This window comes from Rhizobium sp. KNZ14-9A, assembly GCF_056755015.1.
Genome location: NZ_JBPGXB010000002.1, coordinates 3125874 through 3141902, shown reverse-complemented (window position 1 = coordinate 3141902; position 16029 = coordinate 3125874). Strand labels below are relative to the sequence as shown.

Annotated in this window: 10 protein-coding genes and 1 tRNA gene; 8 read left to right on the top strand and 3 right to left on the bottom strand. The window is 60.0% G+C overall.

The window, feature by feature from the left end; translation table 11 throughout:
• Positions 1 to 9 precede the first annotated feature (9 nt).
• The gene (gene aceA / locus ACR9ZQ_RS22375) at positions 10 to 1299 is read right to left on the bottom strand and encodes an isocitrate lyase (protein ID WP_310378758.1); all 1290 of its coding nucleotides are present in this window, start codon (positions 1297 to 1299) and stop codon (positions 10 to 12) included.
• A gap of 177 nt (positions 1300 to 1476) precedes the next feature.
• Here aceA and ACR9ZQ_RS22370 point away from each other — a divergent pair, with 177 nt between their 5' ends.
• From ACR9ZQ_RS22370 to ACR9ZQ_RS22350, 5 genes are all read left to right on the top strand, one after another.
• On the top strand, positions 1477 to 2871 hold the full coding sequence (locus tag ACR9ZQ_RS22370; protein ID WP_310378756.1) for a helix-turn-helix domain-containing protein: 1395 nt from the start codon (positions 1477 to 1479) through the stop codon (positions 2869 to 2871).
• 127 nt (positions 2872 to 2998) lie between these two features.
• A complete protein-coding gene (locus ACR9ZQ_RS22365) occupies positions 2999 to 4096 on the top strand; it encodes a polyamine ABC transporter substrate-binding protein (RefSeq protein ID WP_310378754.1) in 1098 nt (365 codons plus the stop codon).
• Positions 4097 to 4187: 91 nt separating this feature from the next.
• A complete protein-coding gene (locus ACR9ZQ_RS22360) occupies positions 4188 to 5330 on the top strand; it encodes an ABC transporter ATP-binding protein (RefSeq protein WP_310378752.1) in 1143 nt (380 codons plus the stop codon).
• 4 nt (positions 5331 to 5334) lie between these two features.
• On the top strand, positions 5335 to 6246 hold the full coding sequence (locus ACR9ZQ_RS22355) for an ABC transporter permease subunit (protein WP_113324877.1): 912 nt from the start codon (positions 5335 to 5337) through the stop codon (positions 6244 to 6246).
• Between the two features lie 3 nt (positions 6247 to 6249).
• Positions 6250 to 7068 (top strand): ABC transporter permease, encoded by an 819-nt coding sequence (locus ACR9ZQ_RS22350; protein WP_310378750.1) that lies wholly within the window; start codon positions 6250 to 6252, stop codon positions 7066 to 7068.
• Positions 7069 to 7137: 69 nt separating this feature from the next.
• Here ACR9ZQ_RS22350 and ACR9ZQ_RS22345 read toward each other — a convergent pair whose 3' ends face one another.
• Positions 7138 to 9036 (bottom strand): AsmA family protein, encoded by a 1899-nt coding sequence (locus ACR9ZQ_RS22345; protein WP_481428830.1) that lies wholly within the window; start codon positions 9034 to 9036, stop codon positions 7138 to 7140.
• Between the two features lie 162 nt (positions 9037 to 9198).
• Here ACR9ZQ_RS22345 and ACR9ZQ_RS22340 point away from each other — a divergent pair, with 162 nt between their 5' ends.
• A complete protein-coding gene (locus ACR9ZQ_RS22340) occupies positions 9199 to 11151 on the top strand; it encodes an acetoacetate--CoA ligase (protein WP_310378747.1) in 1953 nt (650 codons plus the stop codon).
• Positions 11152 to 11427: 276 nt separating this feature from the next.
• Here ACR9ZQ_RS22340 and ACR9ZQ_RS22335 read toward each other — a convergent pair whose 3' ends face one another.
• Positions 11428 to 15147 carry an ATP-binding protein gene (locus ACR9ZQ_RS22335; protein ID WP_310378745.1) on the bottom strand — a complete coding sequence of 1240 codons (3720 nt, stop codon included), beginning with the start codon at positions 15145 to 15147 and terminating at the stop codon, positions 11428 to 11430.
• A 215-nt stretch (positions 15148 to 15362) separates the two neighbouring features.
• On the opposite strand from ACR9ZQ_RS22335, the gene ACR9ZQ_RS22330 reads away from it, so the two are divergent.
• Positions 15363 to 15812 (top strand): phasin, encoded by a 450-nt coding sequence (locus tag ACR9ZQ_RS22330; protein WP_310378743.1) that lies wholly within the window; start codon positions 15363 to 15365, stop codon positions 15810 to 15812.
• A 131-nt stretch (positions 15813 to 15943) separates the two neighbouring features.
• Positions 15944 to 16020, top strand: a tRNA-His gene (locus ACR9ZQ_RS22325).
• The last annotated feature ends 9 nt before the right edge of the window (positions 16021 to 16029 follow it).

Genomic DNA, 16029 nt, shown 5'->3' with positions numbered 1-16029 from the left:
TTTCCTCCTCTACTCGGCAGCCGGTTTAAACTGGGCGTGTTCGGTCGATTCCGTCATGGCCGTCGTCGAGGCGCGGCCGCCTGATATCGCCAGTGACACGGCGTCGAAATAGCCGGTGCCGACTTCACGCTGATGTTTGGTGGCAGTATAGCCGCGCGTCTCGGCAGCGAATTCCGCCTGCTGAAGCTCGCAATAGGCCTCCATCTGCCGCTCGCGATAGCCGCTGGCGAGCTCATACATGCCGTAGTTCAGCTGGTGGAATCCGGCGAGTGTGATGAACTGGAACTTGTAGCCCATGGCACCGAGTTCGCGCTGGAACTTGGCGATCGTCGCATCGTCGAGGTTTTTCTTCCAGTTGAAGGACGGCGAGCAATTATAGGCAAGCAGCTTGCCGGGATACACCTTGTGGACGCCTTCGGCAAAGCGGCGCGCCTGCTCCAGATCCGGCTTCGATGTTTCGCACCAGATGAGGTCGCAATGCGATGCATAGGCGACGGCACGCGCAATGCAGGGTTCCAGCCCGTTGCGCACCTGATAGAAGCCCTCGACCGTCCGTCCGGCATCATAATCGACGAAAGGCTGGTCGCGCTCGTCAATGTCAGAGGTCAGAAGCTTGGCCGCTTCAGCATCGGTACGGGCGATGACGAGCGTCGGCACTCCCATGACATCGGCGGCAAGCCGCGCCGCATCGAGATTGCGGATATGAGCGGCGGTGGGGATCAGCACCTTGCCGCCGAGATGGCCGCATTTCTTCTCTGAGGCCAACTGATCCTCGAAGTGAACGCCGGCCGCTCCCGCCTCGATATAGGCTTTCATGATCTCGAAAGCATTGAGCGGCCCACCGAAACCGGCCTCGGCGTCGGCGACGATGGGCGCAAACCAGGTCTCGACTGAAAGTTCCCCGCCTTCTGCCGTCTCGATCTGATCGGCGCGCTGGAGCGTGCGGTTGATGCGTTTGGCAAGCTCCGGTCCGGCATTGGCGGGATAGAGCGATTGATCCGGATACATGGCCGATGCGGTATTGGCGTCGGCGGCGACCTGCCAGCCGGAAAGATAGATCGCCTTCAGCCCGGCGCGTACCATCTGCATGGCCTGGTTGCCGGAGAGCGCGCCGAGCGCATTGACGAAATTATCCTCATGCAGAAGCCGCCAGAGGCGTGCAGCCCCCATTTCGGCCAGCGTGTAGCGGAGCGCGACGGAGCCGCGCAGACGCTCGACATCGGCGACGGAATAGGGCCGCTCGATACCGTCGAAACGGCCATCAGGGGCATTGCGAATGAGTTTGTAAAAATCTGTCATGCCAATCTCCTCTTTGACTTCCAACGCTTGAGCACTTACAGAATTTACAAAACCAAACGATTTATCCAGAAAAACCTTTGATTTCAGGCAAGGAAAGAGGTTAGGATGAGAGGAATTTACAGGGTTGTTTTGTAATTTTGTAAAAACTTGTAAATCCAAGAGTGTAAAGGATGTGACATGGCGGAACGGAAGATATTTGCGGGGCCGAAAGTCAGGCGCATCCGCAATGCGCTGGCGTTGACGCAGACCGCCATGGCCCAGGCGCTCGAAATCTCCCCCTCCTACCTGAATCTGATCGAACGCAATCAGCGCCCATTGACGGTGCAACTGCTGCTCAAGCTCTCTTCCGTCTACCGCATCGATCTTGAGGAACTGCAGGGCGAAACCGCCGGCGGCCTTGGCCAGTTGAAGGAGGTGTTCGCCGATCCGTTGTTGTCGGGTGAACTGCCGGGGGATCAGGAGCTTGTCGAAGTGGCCGATGCCGCTCCCAATGCGGCGAGCGGTATGATCAAGCTCTACCGCGCCTATCGCGAGCAGGCTGCCCGGCTTTCCGACCTGACGGCCCTGATGGCGGGCGAGGGCCGTGCACCGGTCGCTCCCGGCCGCCTGCCTCTGGACGAGGTGAGGGAGGTGCTGGAACGCCGTCCCGCCTATTTCGCTAACATCGAGGCGGCGGCGGAAAGTTTCGCCAACGGACTTGCGGCCGGCGGTAACCTGAAGGACTGGCTGAAGAACGAGCGCGGTATCGCCACTCGAATCCTGCCCGTTCATGTCATGCCGGATCTGCGTCGCCGCTTTGACCGTCACTCGATGCGCCTTTTCCTGTCCGAGCGCCTTTCGGGGGCCGATCAGGCACAGGAAATAGCCATCGAAGTAGCAAGGCTCGCCCTGCGGTCCGAGATCGAGGCCGCGCTTGAGGAACTGCCGCTGTCATCCGACGAAGCGCGGCGCATCGCCCGCTTCGAACTGGCTCGCAGCGCGGCGCTTGCCTTGCTGATGCCTTATGGGGCCTTTCTTCTTGCCGCACAGAATAGCCGATACGACATCGATCTCATCCGCGCCCGTTTCGCTGTCTCCTTCGGCCAGGCTGCGTCGCGCCTCGTCATGCTGCAGCGTCCTAGCGCTGCCGGCATTCCCTTCTTCATGATGGAGAGCGATGCTGCGGGCCATGTCATTCGCAGGACAGGCGCCCAGGGCTTTCCGCAGGCGCGCTTTGGCGGCAACTGTCCGAAGCTCAATGTCCACGCCGTCTTTCTTGAGCCGGGCAGGGTGTTGGCCGAGACGGTCGCCATGCCTGATGGTTCGGCTTTCCTGACGATTGCGCGCACGCTCGAAGGGCCGGTGGTGGAGTTCGGCGAGCGGGTGCGGCGCACGGCTATGTTGATCGGCTGCGATGCCTCCCTGCGCGACAGTCTGGTCTACGGCCGAGGCGATGCTTTGCCGGTTGCAGTCGGCCCTGCCTGCCGCCTTTGTGAAAGGCGCGGATGCCTTTCCCGGGCCGAGCCGCCGCTGACACGTCCACTTGCTCTGGACGAGACATCTGCCGGCCTTGGAAGCTTCGATTTTCAGTGATTGTGAAATCATTGACACTGCAGGATTTTGCGCTTGTAGGCTCCGGAAATCCTTTCTAGTCTGCAGCAAAACCAGAGGGAATAAGAGGTGTCCGGGGGCGCGATACCTTTAAAAAACAGGAGATATCATGAGGTCAAGAATCGCCTACCTGACGGCAGTGGCCGTTGTCGCTCTCTTTGCCGCGCCGCCGGCCTTCGCCCAGGAGCGTGTGGTCAACGTCTACAACTGGTCCGATTATATCGACAGCTCGATCCTCGAGGACTTCACCAAGGAAACCGGCATCAAGGTCGTCTACGACACCTTCGATTCCAATGAGACGCTGGAAACCAAACTGCTTGCCGGCGGCACCGGTTACGATGTCGTCGTTCCGACCGTGTCCTTCATGCAGCGCCAGATCGCGGCCGGCGTCTATCAGAAGCTCGACAAGTCCAAGCTGCCGAACCTGTCGAACATGTGGGACGTCGTGACGAAGGGCGTCGCCACCTTCGATCCGGGTAACGAATACTCCGTCGACTATATGTGGGGCACGACCGGCATCGGCTATAACGTCGACAAGGTGAAGGCTGCACTCGGTACGGATGAAAAGCCCAACTGGGATGCGCTTTTCGATCCGGCCAAGGCTGCAAAGCTCAAGGATTGCGGCATCTATATGCTGGATTCGCCGACAGACGTCATTCCGTCCGTTCTTGCCTATCTCGGCCTCGATCCGAACAGCAAGAAGCCGGAAGACCTGAACAAGGCGCAGGAAGTCCTGCTTGCAGTTCGTCCCTTCGTTCGCAAGTTCCACTCCTCTGAATATATCAGCGCGCTCGCCAACGGCGATATTTGCATCGCGCTCGGCTTTTCGGGCGATGTCTTCCAGGCCCGGGATCGCGCAGCCGAGGCAAAGGCCGGCGTAAATGTCGACTATTCTGTTCCGAGCCAGGGTGCGCAGATCTTCTTCGATGTCTTCGGCATTCCGAAGGATGCGCCGCATGTCGAAGAGGCGCATGAGTTCATCAACTACATGATGAAGCCTGAAGTCGCCGCCAAGGCATCCAACTTCGTCTTCTACGCTAACGGCAACAAGGCCTCGCAGCAGTTTCTCGACAAGGAGGTGATCGACGACACGGCGATCTATCCGACGCCGGAGATCATGGCCAAGCTCTTCACCGTGCCGCCGCTCGATCCGAAGACGCAGCGTCTGGTGACACGAATCTGGACCAAGGTCGTCACCGGCCAGTAACCGAGATTTCGGCCCGGACGGAAACGTCCGGGCCTTTCCATTCCCGGCCCGGGTGGAGGCCGGCTGAAACCTTGTATTTTCGGGGAATAATATGAAATCTCTTGGCAATATCCGCCGCGCATTCGCACCTTGGACTGATCCATCCGCAAAGCCGTTCATTGCCTTCAAGAATGTCACCAAGCGCTTCGGCGATTTTACCGCCGTCAACGATCTGTCGCTGAATATCTATCACCGCGAATTCTTTGCGCTGCTCGGCGCATCCGGCTGCGGCAAGTCCACGCTGCTGCGCATGCTGGCCGGTTTCGAACAGCCGACATCGGGCGAAATTATTCTCGACGGCACCGATCTTTCGGGCACGCCGCCCTACAAGCGGCCGGTCAACATGATGTTCCAGTCCTACGCTCTTTTCCCGCACATGACGGTCGAGAAGAATATTGCCTTCGGCCTCAAGCAGGATGGCATGCCGAAGGACGAGATGGTCGAGCGTGTCTCGCAGATGCTGAAGCTCGTGAAGCTCGAGCAGTTCGCTTCCCGCAAGCCCAACCAGCTTTCCGGCGGGCAGCGCCAGCGCGTGGCGCTTGCCCGTTCTCTCGCCAAGCGCCCCAAGGTGTTGCTGCTCGATGAGCCGCTCGGCGCGCTCGACAAGAAGCTGCGCGAGGAAACCCAGTTCGAATTGATGGACCTGCAGCAGAGCCTCGGCCTCACCTTCGTCGTCGTCACGCACGATCAGGAAGAAGCCATGACAATGGCCGACCGAATTGCAGTCATGAGCCACGGCAAGGTGGTGCAGGTCGCCACGCCGGCCGAGATCTACGAAGCACCGAATTGCCGCTTCGTTGCTGATTTCATCGGCGACGTGAACATTTTCGACGGCAAGGTGACAACGGCCTCAAATGGCGCGGTCGAAATCGCCGTCGACAGCGGCTTCACGGTCCGCACGGCCTCGACCGACGCCCCGACCGTTGGTAGCACGCTCGGTTTCGCCATCCGCCCGGAAAAGCTCCGCGTCACCCGCGCGGCACCCGGGAATGCCTCGACCAATGCCGCCAAGGGCGAGCTCTGGGACATCGGCTATCTCGGCGACATGACGGTCTTCCACGTCAGACTGCCGAACGGCAATGTCGTCAAGGCTTCTTCCCTCAACGCACAGCGCGCCGTCGATGACCCCTTCACCTACGATCAGGAAGTCTGGGTCTCCTTCGACGAGGACAGCGGCGTGCTGCTGAAGGATTGAGACCATGCGGACCTTCACTTCACGCTTCTACAACCGCCTTGTCATCATCATTCCCTATGCTTGGCTGCTGCTCTTCTTCCTGGCGCCGTTCTTCATCGTCTTCCGCATCTCGCTGTCGGCAACGGCGATCGCCATGCCGCCTTATGAGCCGGTCTTCGCTCTCGCTGATGGCTGGGGCGGTTTCTGGGACAAGGTCTCGAGCTTCTCCCTCGACAATTACGGCTACCTGACCGACGACCCGCTCTATTTCAATGCCTATATTTCGAGTGTGGTGATCGCCGGGATCTCCACTTTCCTGACGCTTTTGATCGCCTATCCGGTTGCCTATGGCATGGCGCAGGCGCCCCGCAGCATTCGCCCGACGCTCCTGATGCTGGTGATCTTGCCCTTCTGGACAAGCTTTCTGATCCGCGTCTATGCCTGGATTGCCATCCTGAAGCCGGAAGGGCTCTTGAACCAGTTCCTGACGTCGCTGCACCTCATCGACAATCCGCTGATCATCCTCAATACCAATACAGCCGTCTATATCGGTATCGTCTATTCCTATCTGCCCTTCATGGTGCTGCCTCTCTACTCGGCGCTGGAGAAGATGGACGGCACGCTGATCGAGGCGGCACAGGATCTCGGCTGCACGCCGATCCAGGCTTTCTGGCGCGTCACCTTCCCGCTGTCGATCCCGGGCGTCATCGCCGGCTGCATGCTGGTCTTCATCCCGGCCGTCGGCGAATTCGTTATCCCCGACCTGCTTGGCGGCTCGCAGACGCTGATGATCGGCAAGACGATCTGGAACGAATTCAATTCCAATCGCGACTGGCCCGTTTCTTCGGCGGTGGCGACGATCCTGCTTCTCATCCTCGTGATCCCGATCGTCTTCTTCCAGAATGTTCAGGCAAAAGCCGACGAGGCAGGGAAATAAGCCATGTTCAGATGGACCCGCTTTAACATCACCTCCGTCGTGCTCGGCTTCGCCTTTCTCTATCTGCCGATCGTGCTTCTGGTGATCTTCTCTTTCAATGAATCGAAGCTCGTCACCGTCTGGGGCGGTTTTTCGACCAAATGGTATGTCTCGCTGCTCTCCAACCAGGCCCTGCTCGATGCGGCCTGGGTGACGATCCGCGTCGGCCTGCTGTCGGCGACATTCGCTACGATCCTCGGCACCATGGCGGCGATCACCCTGGTGCGCTTCACGCGCTTCCGCGGCCGCATCCTCTTTTCAGGATTGGTCTACGCGCCGCTCGTCATGCCCGAAGTCATCACCGGCCTGTCGCTGTTGCTCCTCTTCGTGGCAATCGGCCTTGACCGCGGCTTCTGGACCATCACACTGGCGCATACGACGCTGACCATGTGCTTCGTCGCAGTCGTCGTGCAGTCACGGCTTCTGAGTTTCGACCAGTCGATCGAGGAGGCCGCCCAGGATCTCGGCGCCCCGCCGGTCAGGACCTTCTTCGAGGTGACGCTGCCGATCATCTCGCCAGCCGTCTTTTCTGGCTGGGTCCTGGCCTTCACCCTGTCGCTCGACGACCTCGTGATTGCGAGCTTCACGTCAGGACCGGGCGCAACCACGCTGCCGATGAAGATCTACAGCCAGGTGCGTCTCGGCGTGACGCCGGAAATCAATGCGGTCTGCACCATTCTGATCGCCATCGTGGCGATAGGCGTCATCTGTGCATCTGTCGTCACCAAGCGCCGCGAAGTGCAGCGCGAGCGCGATGAGAGGGCCGCGGCGGCGACAGCTTAAGAGCAATTCCAGAGAAAACCTGTAGCGGTTTTGCGTCCGGAAATGCTCTAGAACTGACCAGGAAAGGCGCTAAGGCTGGGTTTTCGTCGGTACGTTGAACAGCGGCACCGGCGAAATGACCGGGTTCGGCCACGAGCCGCCGATGAAGAAGGGCAGGCGCGGCAGATCGGCCGCTTTTGCCGGATCGGTCGCTTCCAGCGCGCCGGAGAGCGCAAGCCCGTTCGACTGATAAGTGATGACGCCTGATAGCGTCAGCGTCTGATCGGAGCCGGCAAATCGCGCATTGTGGATTTCCGCTGTGCCATTGGCAAAGTCGGCCTGAAGATCGAGCTTACTGAAGGCGAAGGATCCGTTTCCAGTGGAGCTCAGCGCGAAGAACGGCTTCTGCGCTGCCTGCGTACGAAGTGCATAGACATCGACGCCGGGAATGGAACCCGCCGCTGTCCAGAATCTGAGCTTGCCGGTCACATCGGCAAGTCCCGTCGTCCAGATCGCCTTCGGCGTCTCCAGCGAAAGATCGAGAGATCCCGTCGCATGCGGCAGCGGCCCCTTGAGCTGCAATTTTTCGGCAAGCGCATTGAAATCCGCGTTGCGGATCGAAAGCTGCAATTTGCCGCCACCATCGAAATCGCGACGGGTCGCCTCCAGATGGGCCGTCATTTCGCCGCCCTCGAACTGGCTGTCGCCAATATCGAACTTCGCTTCCTCGCCGGCGACGATCACGCTGGCGCCGACATCCGCAAGTGAAAAGATACCCATCTGCGCCTGTCGCGCGGAAAGCCGCACATCGAGATCAAGAAGTTGCAGCGGTCCGAGAGGGCTCGGTAGCAGCAAGTCGCCAAGGCCGCCGGCGGCAAGTCTGAGCGCGAAGGCATCGAGGAATGGCTTAAGGTTCATCTGGTCGAAGGCAAGCGTCCCGCCGATCTTCGGCCGCTTGCCGGGTGCGACGGTGAAATCCATCACACCGGTGGCGCTCGCATCGTTCAGCGCCATACTGACATTGTTGAAGCGGAAACCGTTGGATACCGACGTTACATCCGAGGTCATCGACGCGCTCTTCAGCGACTCGATCCCCGGGATAGATCTGCCGGACCATTTCAGGAGGGCCTGCACATCCGGAAAACTGGCGTTGATGTTGCCTGAGACCGAGGAGAGGCTCACCATGCTGCCGACACCCTGGAAACGCGCGGTCATCAGGTTGGAAGCGATCGAGGCCTTCATCTCGGCATTCTTGCCGCCGAAGACCAGCAGCGGCGCGGCAGAGGCAAAATCGACCTTCAGGTCCTCGCCGTTGAACCGGGCAATGAGGACGGCTGAAATGGCCCTCGACAGCTTCGGCCAGGCGATATCGGCTGCGACGCTGTCGAAGTGGTAGACATTGCCTGTCTGCGTATCGGTCAGGGTCAGCGTGCCATCCTCCACCGTCACGGCACCGATGTCGGCGTCGAGCTTCGGATCGAGAACCTCGGTGCCGTTGTCATCCCGCACGCCAACGATGGCTCGTGCCAGAAGGCCGGTATAGCTCCAGTCGATCAGGCCATTCTCATCGCGCGTCAGCGCGAGGCTGGGCCGCAGCAGGTGAAATTCGTGGAAGCGAGTGCGGCCGCGCAGCGCATCGATCAGGCTGAAATCGGCTGAAAGGCTCTCGATGCGGCCGAGCAGTTTGTCGCCGCTTTCGCGCGGTTGGCGGATGGTGACGTCGTTTAGCGTAATGCGTGGCGTCGGCCAGAATTCGAGGACGGGGTTGCCCTTGATCTCGGCGTGATAGCCCGTCCATTTCGATAGGGCATCCTCGATGCCGGAGCGCACGAAGCCGGTGGAAATAAGATAGGGAGCGGCGATCCTGAGCGCGAGGAAGAAGGCAAGCCCGATTAACAATAGGATGGTGGAGATACGGGCAAATGCCGGCAGCCAGCGCGAGACGGGGCCGATCCTTTTTCGCCATCTGCCTTGTCTTGACGTACCCATGAGCTCCGCCGGAACTTCAGCCGGTTACCCGTTATTTTCTGATTTTGCCGGATATATGAAATACCGGGCATATGCAAATCCCACGCGCGGCGGATCGCGTCGCTGCACACTTTATAATGCAATGCAGCATGCTATAAGTTCCGCATTGGGGAGGAGGATTGAATGCAGGAAAATCAGCCGCTTTGGAAGCCCACGGAAGATGGGATCGAAAATAGCCCGATCCATGCCTTTATGCAGCGCTGCAATGGAGACTTCGGTCTCGCCTTGAAAGGTTTTGAGGATCTGCATGCCTGGTCGATCGCCGATCGGGAGAGCTTCTGGTCGGCCTTGTGGGATTTCTGCGGCGTGAAGGGAGAGCGCGGCGCGGATATTCTCGTTAACGGCGACCGCATGCTGGAAGCGCGCTTCTTTCCCGAGGCGCGCCTGAACTTCGCCGAAAATCTGCTGAGCGGAAGCGGGCAGGGCGATGCCATCATTTTCCGCGGTGAGGACAAGGTCGAAGACCGCTGGTCGTGGGATCGCCTGCGCGCGCTTGTATCACAGCTCCAGCAGGGCTTTCGCGCGCTCGGCATTGGGGAAGGTGACCGTGTCGCGGCCATGATGCCCAATATGCCGGAAACGATAGCTACCATGCTGGCGGCAACCTCGATCGGCGCCATCTGGTCGTCCTGTTCTCCGGACTTCGGCGAGCAAGGCGTGCTCGATCGTTTCGGGCAGATCGCGCCGAAGCTTTTCATCGCCTGCGATGCCTATTGGTATAATGGCAAGCTGCAGGACGTGAAGTTAAAGGTGGCGAACGTCGCCAAGAGCCTCGGTGTGCCGACGCTGGTGGTCCATTATGCCGGCAACGCCGAAGAGGTCGCGCGCGAAACCGCCGGCGGCAAGACGCTTTCAGAATTCGTTGCTCCCTATGCGCCGAAGCCGATCGAGTTCGTGCAGCTGCCTTTCGCCCATCCGGCCTATATTCTGTTTTCTTCGGGCACAACAGGCGTACCGAAATGCATCGTGCATTCTGCCGGCGGCACGCTGCTTCAGCATCTGAAAGAGCATCGCCTGCATTGCGGACTGCAGCCGGGGGACAAGCTTTTCTACTTCACCACCTGCGGCTGGATGATGTGGAACTGGCTGGCGAGCGGCCTTGCCTCCGGCGCCACGCTCTGCCTTTTCGACGGATCGCCTTTCGCGCCTAATGGCAATGTGCTCTTTGACTATGCGGCCGAGGAGGAATTCGCGATCTTCGGGACCTCGGCCAAATATATCGACGCAGTGCGCAAGAGTGGACTGACGCCGCGCACGAGCCATGATCTGTCGAGCTTGCGGCTGATCACCTCCACCGGTTCGCCGCTGTCGCCTGAAGGTTTCGCCTTCGTCTATGAAGGTATCAAGGAAGACGTCCAGCTTGCCTCGATTTCCGGTGGCACGGATATCGTGTCCTGCTTCGTGCTCGGCAATCCGCTGCAACCCGTCTGGCGCGGCGAGATCCAGGGAGCTGGCCTCGGCCTTGCCGTCGACGTCTGGAATGACGAAGGCAAGCCGGTCCGTCAGGAAAAGGGCGAACTGGTCTGCACCAAGGCCTTCCCGTCAATGCCGGTCATGTTCTGGAACGATCCTGATGGCGCCAAGTACCGCGCCGCCTATTTCGAGCGCTTCGACAATGTCTGGTGCCACGGCGATTTTGCCGAATGGACCGAACATGGCGGCCTGATCATTCACGGTCGTTCGGATGCGACGCTCAATCCTGGCGGCGTGCGCATCGGCACGGCGGAAATCTACAATCAGGTCGAGCAGATGGACGAAGTGGCCGAAGCGCTCTGCATCGGCCAGGACTGGGATGACGACGTGCGCGTCGTGCTCTTCGTCCGCCTGGCGGCCGGCGTCACCTTGAGCGAGGATCTGATCAAGGCGATCAAGACCCGCATCCGTGTCGGCGCTTCTCCCCGCCACGTGCCGGCCAAGATCATCGCGGTCGCCGATATCCCGCGCACCAAGTCCGGCAAGATCGTCGAACTTGCCGTGCGCGAGGTCGTTCACGGCCGGCCGGTGAAAAATCAGGAGGCGCTCGCCAACCCCGAGGCACTCAAGCTTTTCGCCGGACTGGAAGAGCTAAAGGTCTGATAGTGGCTGCTAAACTACAAGCTTTTGCCGTTGATCAATTCCGCGTTTTGGAAACCTTTCGTTAAGAAAGGTTTGTCAAAGGTGAAGCCAACTTGGAGACCATACATGAAGAGATGGTCTGGAACTGCGGTTCCCGAAACATGACGTTGATCGACTAAGCTCTTGTTTTACCAGCACCAACTCTCGAAGGCAGCCATTGGCTGCCTTTTCTTTGGCGAGTAATTCCGGCAAAAGTGTCCAGTGGTTTTGCGCCGGAATTGCGCGGAGATCGATGCTTTAGCCCGCCAGCACGCGTTGCGATGGGAAGGTGATTTCCACCAGCGTGCCTTCGTTCGGCGCAGAATTGATCGAGAAAATCGCCCTGTTGGCATCGACCATTGCCTTGGTCAGCGGCAGACCGAGACCGGTGCCGTCGCCGCGATGGCGTGACTGCGTGGACGATACCTGGCGGAATGGCTTCATCGCCTGGTCGAGCTCGCTGCGCGTCATGCCGATGCCGGTATCGCGCACCCGCATCGCGACGCTGCCGTTCGCCTCATAGGAAGTGGAAACGACGATCTGCCCGCCTGACGGCGTGAAGCGGATAGCGTTCGACAGGATGTTCAGCGCGATCTGCTTGATCGAGCGAAGATCGGCCACGACATCGGGCACCGACTGCGAAAGGGCGGTGCGGATGATGACCCGCTGGCTGTTTGCCTGCGGCTGCACCAGTGCCACCGCTTCCGAGATCGCTTCGTTGAGGCCGACGGAAGCGAAATCGAGATCCATCTCGCCCGCTTCGATCTTGGAAATATCGAGCAGGTCGTTAACGATGTCGAGGACGTGCCGGCCGGAACGGCCGATATCGTTGGCATATTCGATATAGCGCGGATGGCCGATCGGCCCGAAGCGCTCGCTCGCCATCATGTCGGAAAAGCCGATGATGGCGTTGAGCGGAGTGCGGATCTCATGGCTGACGCGCGCCAGGAAATCCGTCTTGTGGGCGTTGGCGGTTTCGGCCGCACCCTTGGCATTGCGCAACTCGTCTTCGGTGCGCTTCCACTGGGTGATGTCGCGGATGACGGCGCAATAGCCGTTGGATGAGGTCAGACGGCCCATGGTCATGAACAGCGGCACGAATCCGCCGGCGGCCTCGCGGCCGATCACCTCGCGTCCGTCGTTCAGCACGCTTGCCACACCGTGGCCGGAAAGCCCATGCAGATAGTCGAGCACCGCCCTCTGGCTCTCATGCGCAAACAGCATGACGAAGGGTTTGCCGCGTGTTTCCTGTTCGTCATAGTTAAAGAGGGCGCTTGCCGAGCGGTTCATCGAGCGGATATCGCCTTCCGTGCCGATAACGACGACGCCGTCGGTTGCCGTCTCCAGGATCGAGCGCAGCTCCTCCACCTCGACCTGCAGCTTGGCGACCTTTTCCACCATCCGGTCGGAGCGTTGGTCGAGCCTGATAACCTCGCCCCTGCCTTCTTCCCGGTTTTCGACCGGCATCAGCGCCAGCATCAGGGCGTTAGAATCTTCCCAGCGAACCGATTGCAGACGGGCCGTGACCGGCACCAGCCTGTCGTCGGCTTTGACGAGCATCATAGTGCCCGAACCGTTTTCGAGGTCGTGGCGCTGCAGCAGGGCATCGATGCCGCCCACTTCGGTGAGGGCTTCGACGGAATCGTAGCCCGTCAGCCGTAGGAATTCCGGATTGCCGTGGATCAGCTGGTCGCCGGCATGGATCAGCACGGCAACGGGCAGCAGATCGACGGTCGCAGCCGAGAGCCCGTCCGTCATCTTCACGCGCGGCGGAATGAAGCTGGTCAGAACTGCGATCTGGCTGACCGTCTCCTGCAGACCTTCGGTCACGTCGTCTTCCGCTTCAGCAGCCGATGTTTCTTCGACTTGCGCAGCAGCCTCCTCCGGCAGCGGTTCTGCCGCGGCTTCGTAGATCGCTTCCTGCGGTGCTGCCTGCTCGACAACAGCAGTTTCGGCAACAACGTCTTCGATCACCGAAGACTGTTCAACATCAGGTTCCGGCTGTGGGGTGGCGACCGGCTCTTCGCTGCGCGCGCCGAAGGCTTCGAGGCGCTTGGCGATCTCGCGGAAATTCGCCTGCTCGGCAGCCGTCAGACCGCTACTGGCACTGTGCAACTGCACGATCTTGTCGGTGAAGCGGCGGCTCGGCGTTTCGGAAAGGCGTAGCGCCGGCGGCTCTTCCCGCTGCTCGGCAACATCAGACTCAGCGGCGGATTGCTCCTCGGCGACAGGTTCCGCTGCGGCCGTTTCTTCCGAAGTGGTTACTTCTGTCGCTGCTTCCACGTCCGGTCCGGTGTCTTCTTCGACATCAGGCTCTGGATTCACTGCATCTTCGGCCTGCGGCTCAGCCTCGGCAATTTCTTCAGATTCCTCTTGCGGCAGTTGAGCCCCTTCCGGCGCGGTTTCATTGACCGGGCCAAGATAGGAGGCATCATGACCGATGCCGTCAGGCCCGAGCGTCAGTCCGAGTGCGAGAGGATCTTCCTGCGCGTCCGACAGGCGCACCACGCCGAAGCCGCGGAAACCATCGAAGTCGCGGTTGCGCGTATAGGTCGGCAGGGCGGCGAGATCGACAGGCACGACGAGGCTCGTGCCCTCGATCGGCCAGTAGATCGTCTTGCCTGACCAGGTATCGCGTCGCGCTAAGGCCTCGGAGAGCTTTGATTCCGGATCGAGGTTGAAGAGGGCGGCAACGTCGGAGAAAGCGCTGCCGATGATGTTGCTCGCATGCGGGCCGACAGCCTCGGCGAATTCATGCGAAACTTCGCTGAAGCGGCCTTCCGCATCGATCTTCCAAACGAATCGGGTGGCGCGGCTGTTCGGCTTGAAGACGAAGCTGCTCTTCGGTGCGCTTTCAGGCTCCTCCGGGACCACCGGTGTTGCCGCGAAGTTTTCGGCGACGGAAGTGGCCGGCTCAACCTGCTCCACAACCGGAGCCTCTGCGCTTGTCTCAACGGTCTCTTCCGTTGAGGCAAAAGTTTTGCTCGGCTGATCCATCGGCTGCTCGCCAGAGTCTTCGACGACCGCTGCTTCGGGCTCGGAAATGCTCTCATCTGCCGACGGCTCGAAACGGGCTTCGACCTCGGCCGGTTCGCTGACTTCAACCGGCTCCTCGGCCTCGCCGATGATTTCCTCCAGAGTTTCCTCGACTTCTTCGATGCCGGAAACGGCGTCGATCGCTTCGGCTTCGGTAAAGCCAGCCACGGGTGCGGTAACATCAGCGATTTCATCCGCTGCGGCTTCCGCAGGTGCAGTTTCCTGCGGCGCAGGCTCTTCCACCTTGGCGGAGGGCTCGATGGGATCGAGATGACCGATCGACGTTTCCACGGCGAAGAGAAGATGGAGTGCGGGCTCGTCGTTGAGTTTGCCGACGGCAGCCGGCAAGTGGCCGCGGCCGGTCGCAACCGGGCGCTTCACCAGCCGGTCTGGATGGGCGCCGGCAAGCGTGATGAGCGTCCTTGCCGCTTGCTGCGTGATGCCGAGCAAGGCGAAACCTGGCGATGCGGCAATGACTTCGCCCTCGGCCCCTATCACTGCCATATGCGTATCTGGGTCATCGAGGCCCTGCAGCATCTGCGCAGCACTTGCGCCAGCCGTCAGCGGACGTGTGGAGACCGGAACGGAAAACAGGATGGCTTTCTCGCCAGAAGCGAGACGGATGAGCTCCGACGAAGCCGGAGCCTGAACGCGCTGGAAACCCTTGGCGATGCGGATGATAAAAGTCTTCTGGTCACCGACTTCGCCAAGCTGGCGGGCAGTCGCCTCGAGCTGGCGGAAGGTGATGTCGGCGTGGCTGACGCCCTGATCAAGCAGGTCATAGACCGCAGCATGGCCAAACAGCTCGGCGCCGGCACCGTTTGCCCACAGCAAGTGGGAAAGGTCGCCCGAGAACAGAACCATGGCCTCGCCACGCGAAAATCGTTCACGAACCCGCGCATGCACGGCAATGTCGATGAACGGATACTGGACTGCGGGCATGATCGAACCTGTCGCTTTCGGCCTCTTCAAATTAACTGCTTATTAATAACTGCAGGTCTGCGACCGGTCCAGAAGAGCAAGGAGCTTTCGGCCGGCAAGGTTAACGCATTGTGCGCCGCACAACGATGTTGCAATGCACAATAAAATGCCCTATATAAGATTTATCCAATTTATCGCGGGCATGAGATCTGCCCATCCTAAAGGAACACGATCCGATGGCTACCATAAAGACAGACGACGTTTTTTCAATTGCCTCTTTCGACCCGAGCAAGCTGGCCGAGTCCTTCCGTGACTTCGCCGAAAAGGGTGCTCAGCAGTCCAAGGAAGCCTACGCCAAGCTGAAGTCCGCAGGCGAAGAAGCCGGCAAGACGCTGGAAGCAACGGTCCAGACCGCACAGGCTGGCAGCGTTGAAATCGGCCTCAAGGCGATCGACGCGCTCCGCGTCAATGCTGAAAGCTCGCTCTCGCACATGGAAGCGCTTCTCGGCGTCAAGTCCGTCGCCGAATTCTTCGAACTGCAGACCTCTTTCCTGCGTAAGCAGGCTGAACTGACCGTCGAGCAGGCGAAGTCGCTGCAGGAAACCACCAAGCAGGTTGCCGAAAATGTTGCAAAGCCTTCCAAGGAAGCTGCTGAAAAGGCCATGGCATCCTTCAAGGTTGCCTGATCTACCAGGCTCGATAGATAATAAAGGCTGGACCGCATGTTCAGCCTTTTTGTATATTGAGCGCAAATCGGGGCTTGAATTAAAGTTCAAGTCCTCGTATGTGACCCCCGTCGCGCAGAGCGTGACATTGTGCGGTTGTAGCTCAGTTGGTTAGAGCGCAGGTTTGTGGCACCTGAGGTCGGAGGTTCGAGACCCCCCAACCGTACCATTCTCTCCC

Excerpts from the sequence above, each read along its gene's own strand:
- aceA (WP_310378758.1), bottom strand. The coding sequence starts at position 1,299 with ATGACAGATTTTTACAAACTCATTCGCAATGCCCCTGATGGCCGTTTC.
- ACR9ZQ_RS22370 (WP_310378756.1), top strand. The coding sequence starts at position 1,477 with ATGGCGGAACGGAAGATATTTGCGGGGCCGAAAGTCAGGCGCATCCGC.
- ACR9ZQ_RS22365 (WP_310378754.1), top strand. The coding sequence starts at position 2,999 with ATGAGGTCAAGAATCGCCTACCTGACGGCAGTGGCCGTTGTCGCTCTC.
- ACR9ZQ_RS22360 (WP_310378752.1), top strand. The coding sequence starts at position 4,188 with ATGAAATCTCTTGGCAATATCCGCCGCGCATTCGCACCTTGGACTGAT.
- ACR9ZQ_RS22355 (WP_113324877.1), top strand. The coding sequence starts at position 5,335 with ATGCGGACCTTCACTTCACGCTTCTACAACCGCCTTGTCATCATCATT.
- ACR9ZQ_RS22350 (WP_310378750.1), top strand. The coding sequence starts at position 6,250 with ATGTTCAGATGGACCCGCTTTAACATCACCTCCGTCGTGCTCGGCTTC.
- ACR9ZQ_RS22345 (WP_481428830.1), bottom strand. The coding sequence starts at position 9,036 with ATGGGTACGTCAAGACAAGGCAGATGGCGAAAAAGGATCGGCCCCGTC.
- ACR9ZQ_RS22340 (WP_310378747.1), top strand. The coding sequence starts at position 9,199 with ATGCAGGAAAATCAGCCGCTTTGGAAGCCCACGGAAGATGGGATCGAA.
- ACR9ZQ_RS22335 (WP_310378745.1), bottom strand. The coding sequence starts at position 15,147 with ATGCCCGCAGTCCAGTATCCGTTCATCGACATTGCCGTGCATGCGCGG.
- ACR9ZQ_RS22330 (WP_310378743.1), top strand. The coding sequence starts at position 15,363 with ATGGCTACCATAAAGACAGACGACGTTTTTTCAATTGCCTCTTTCGAC.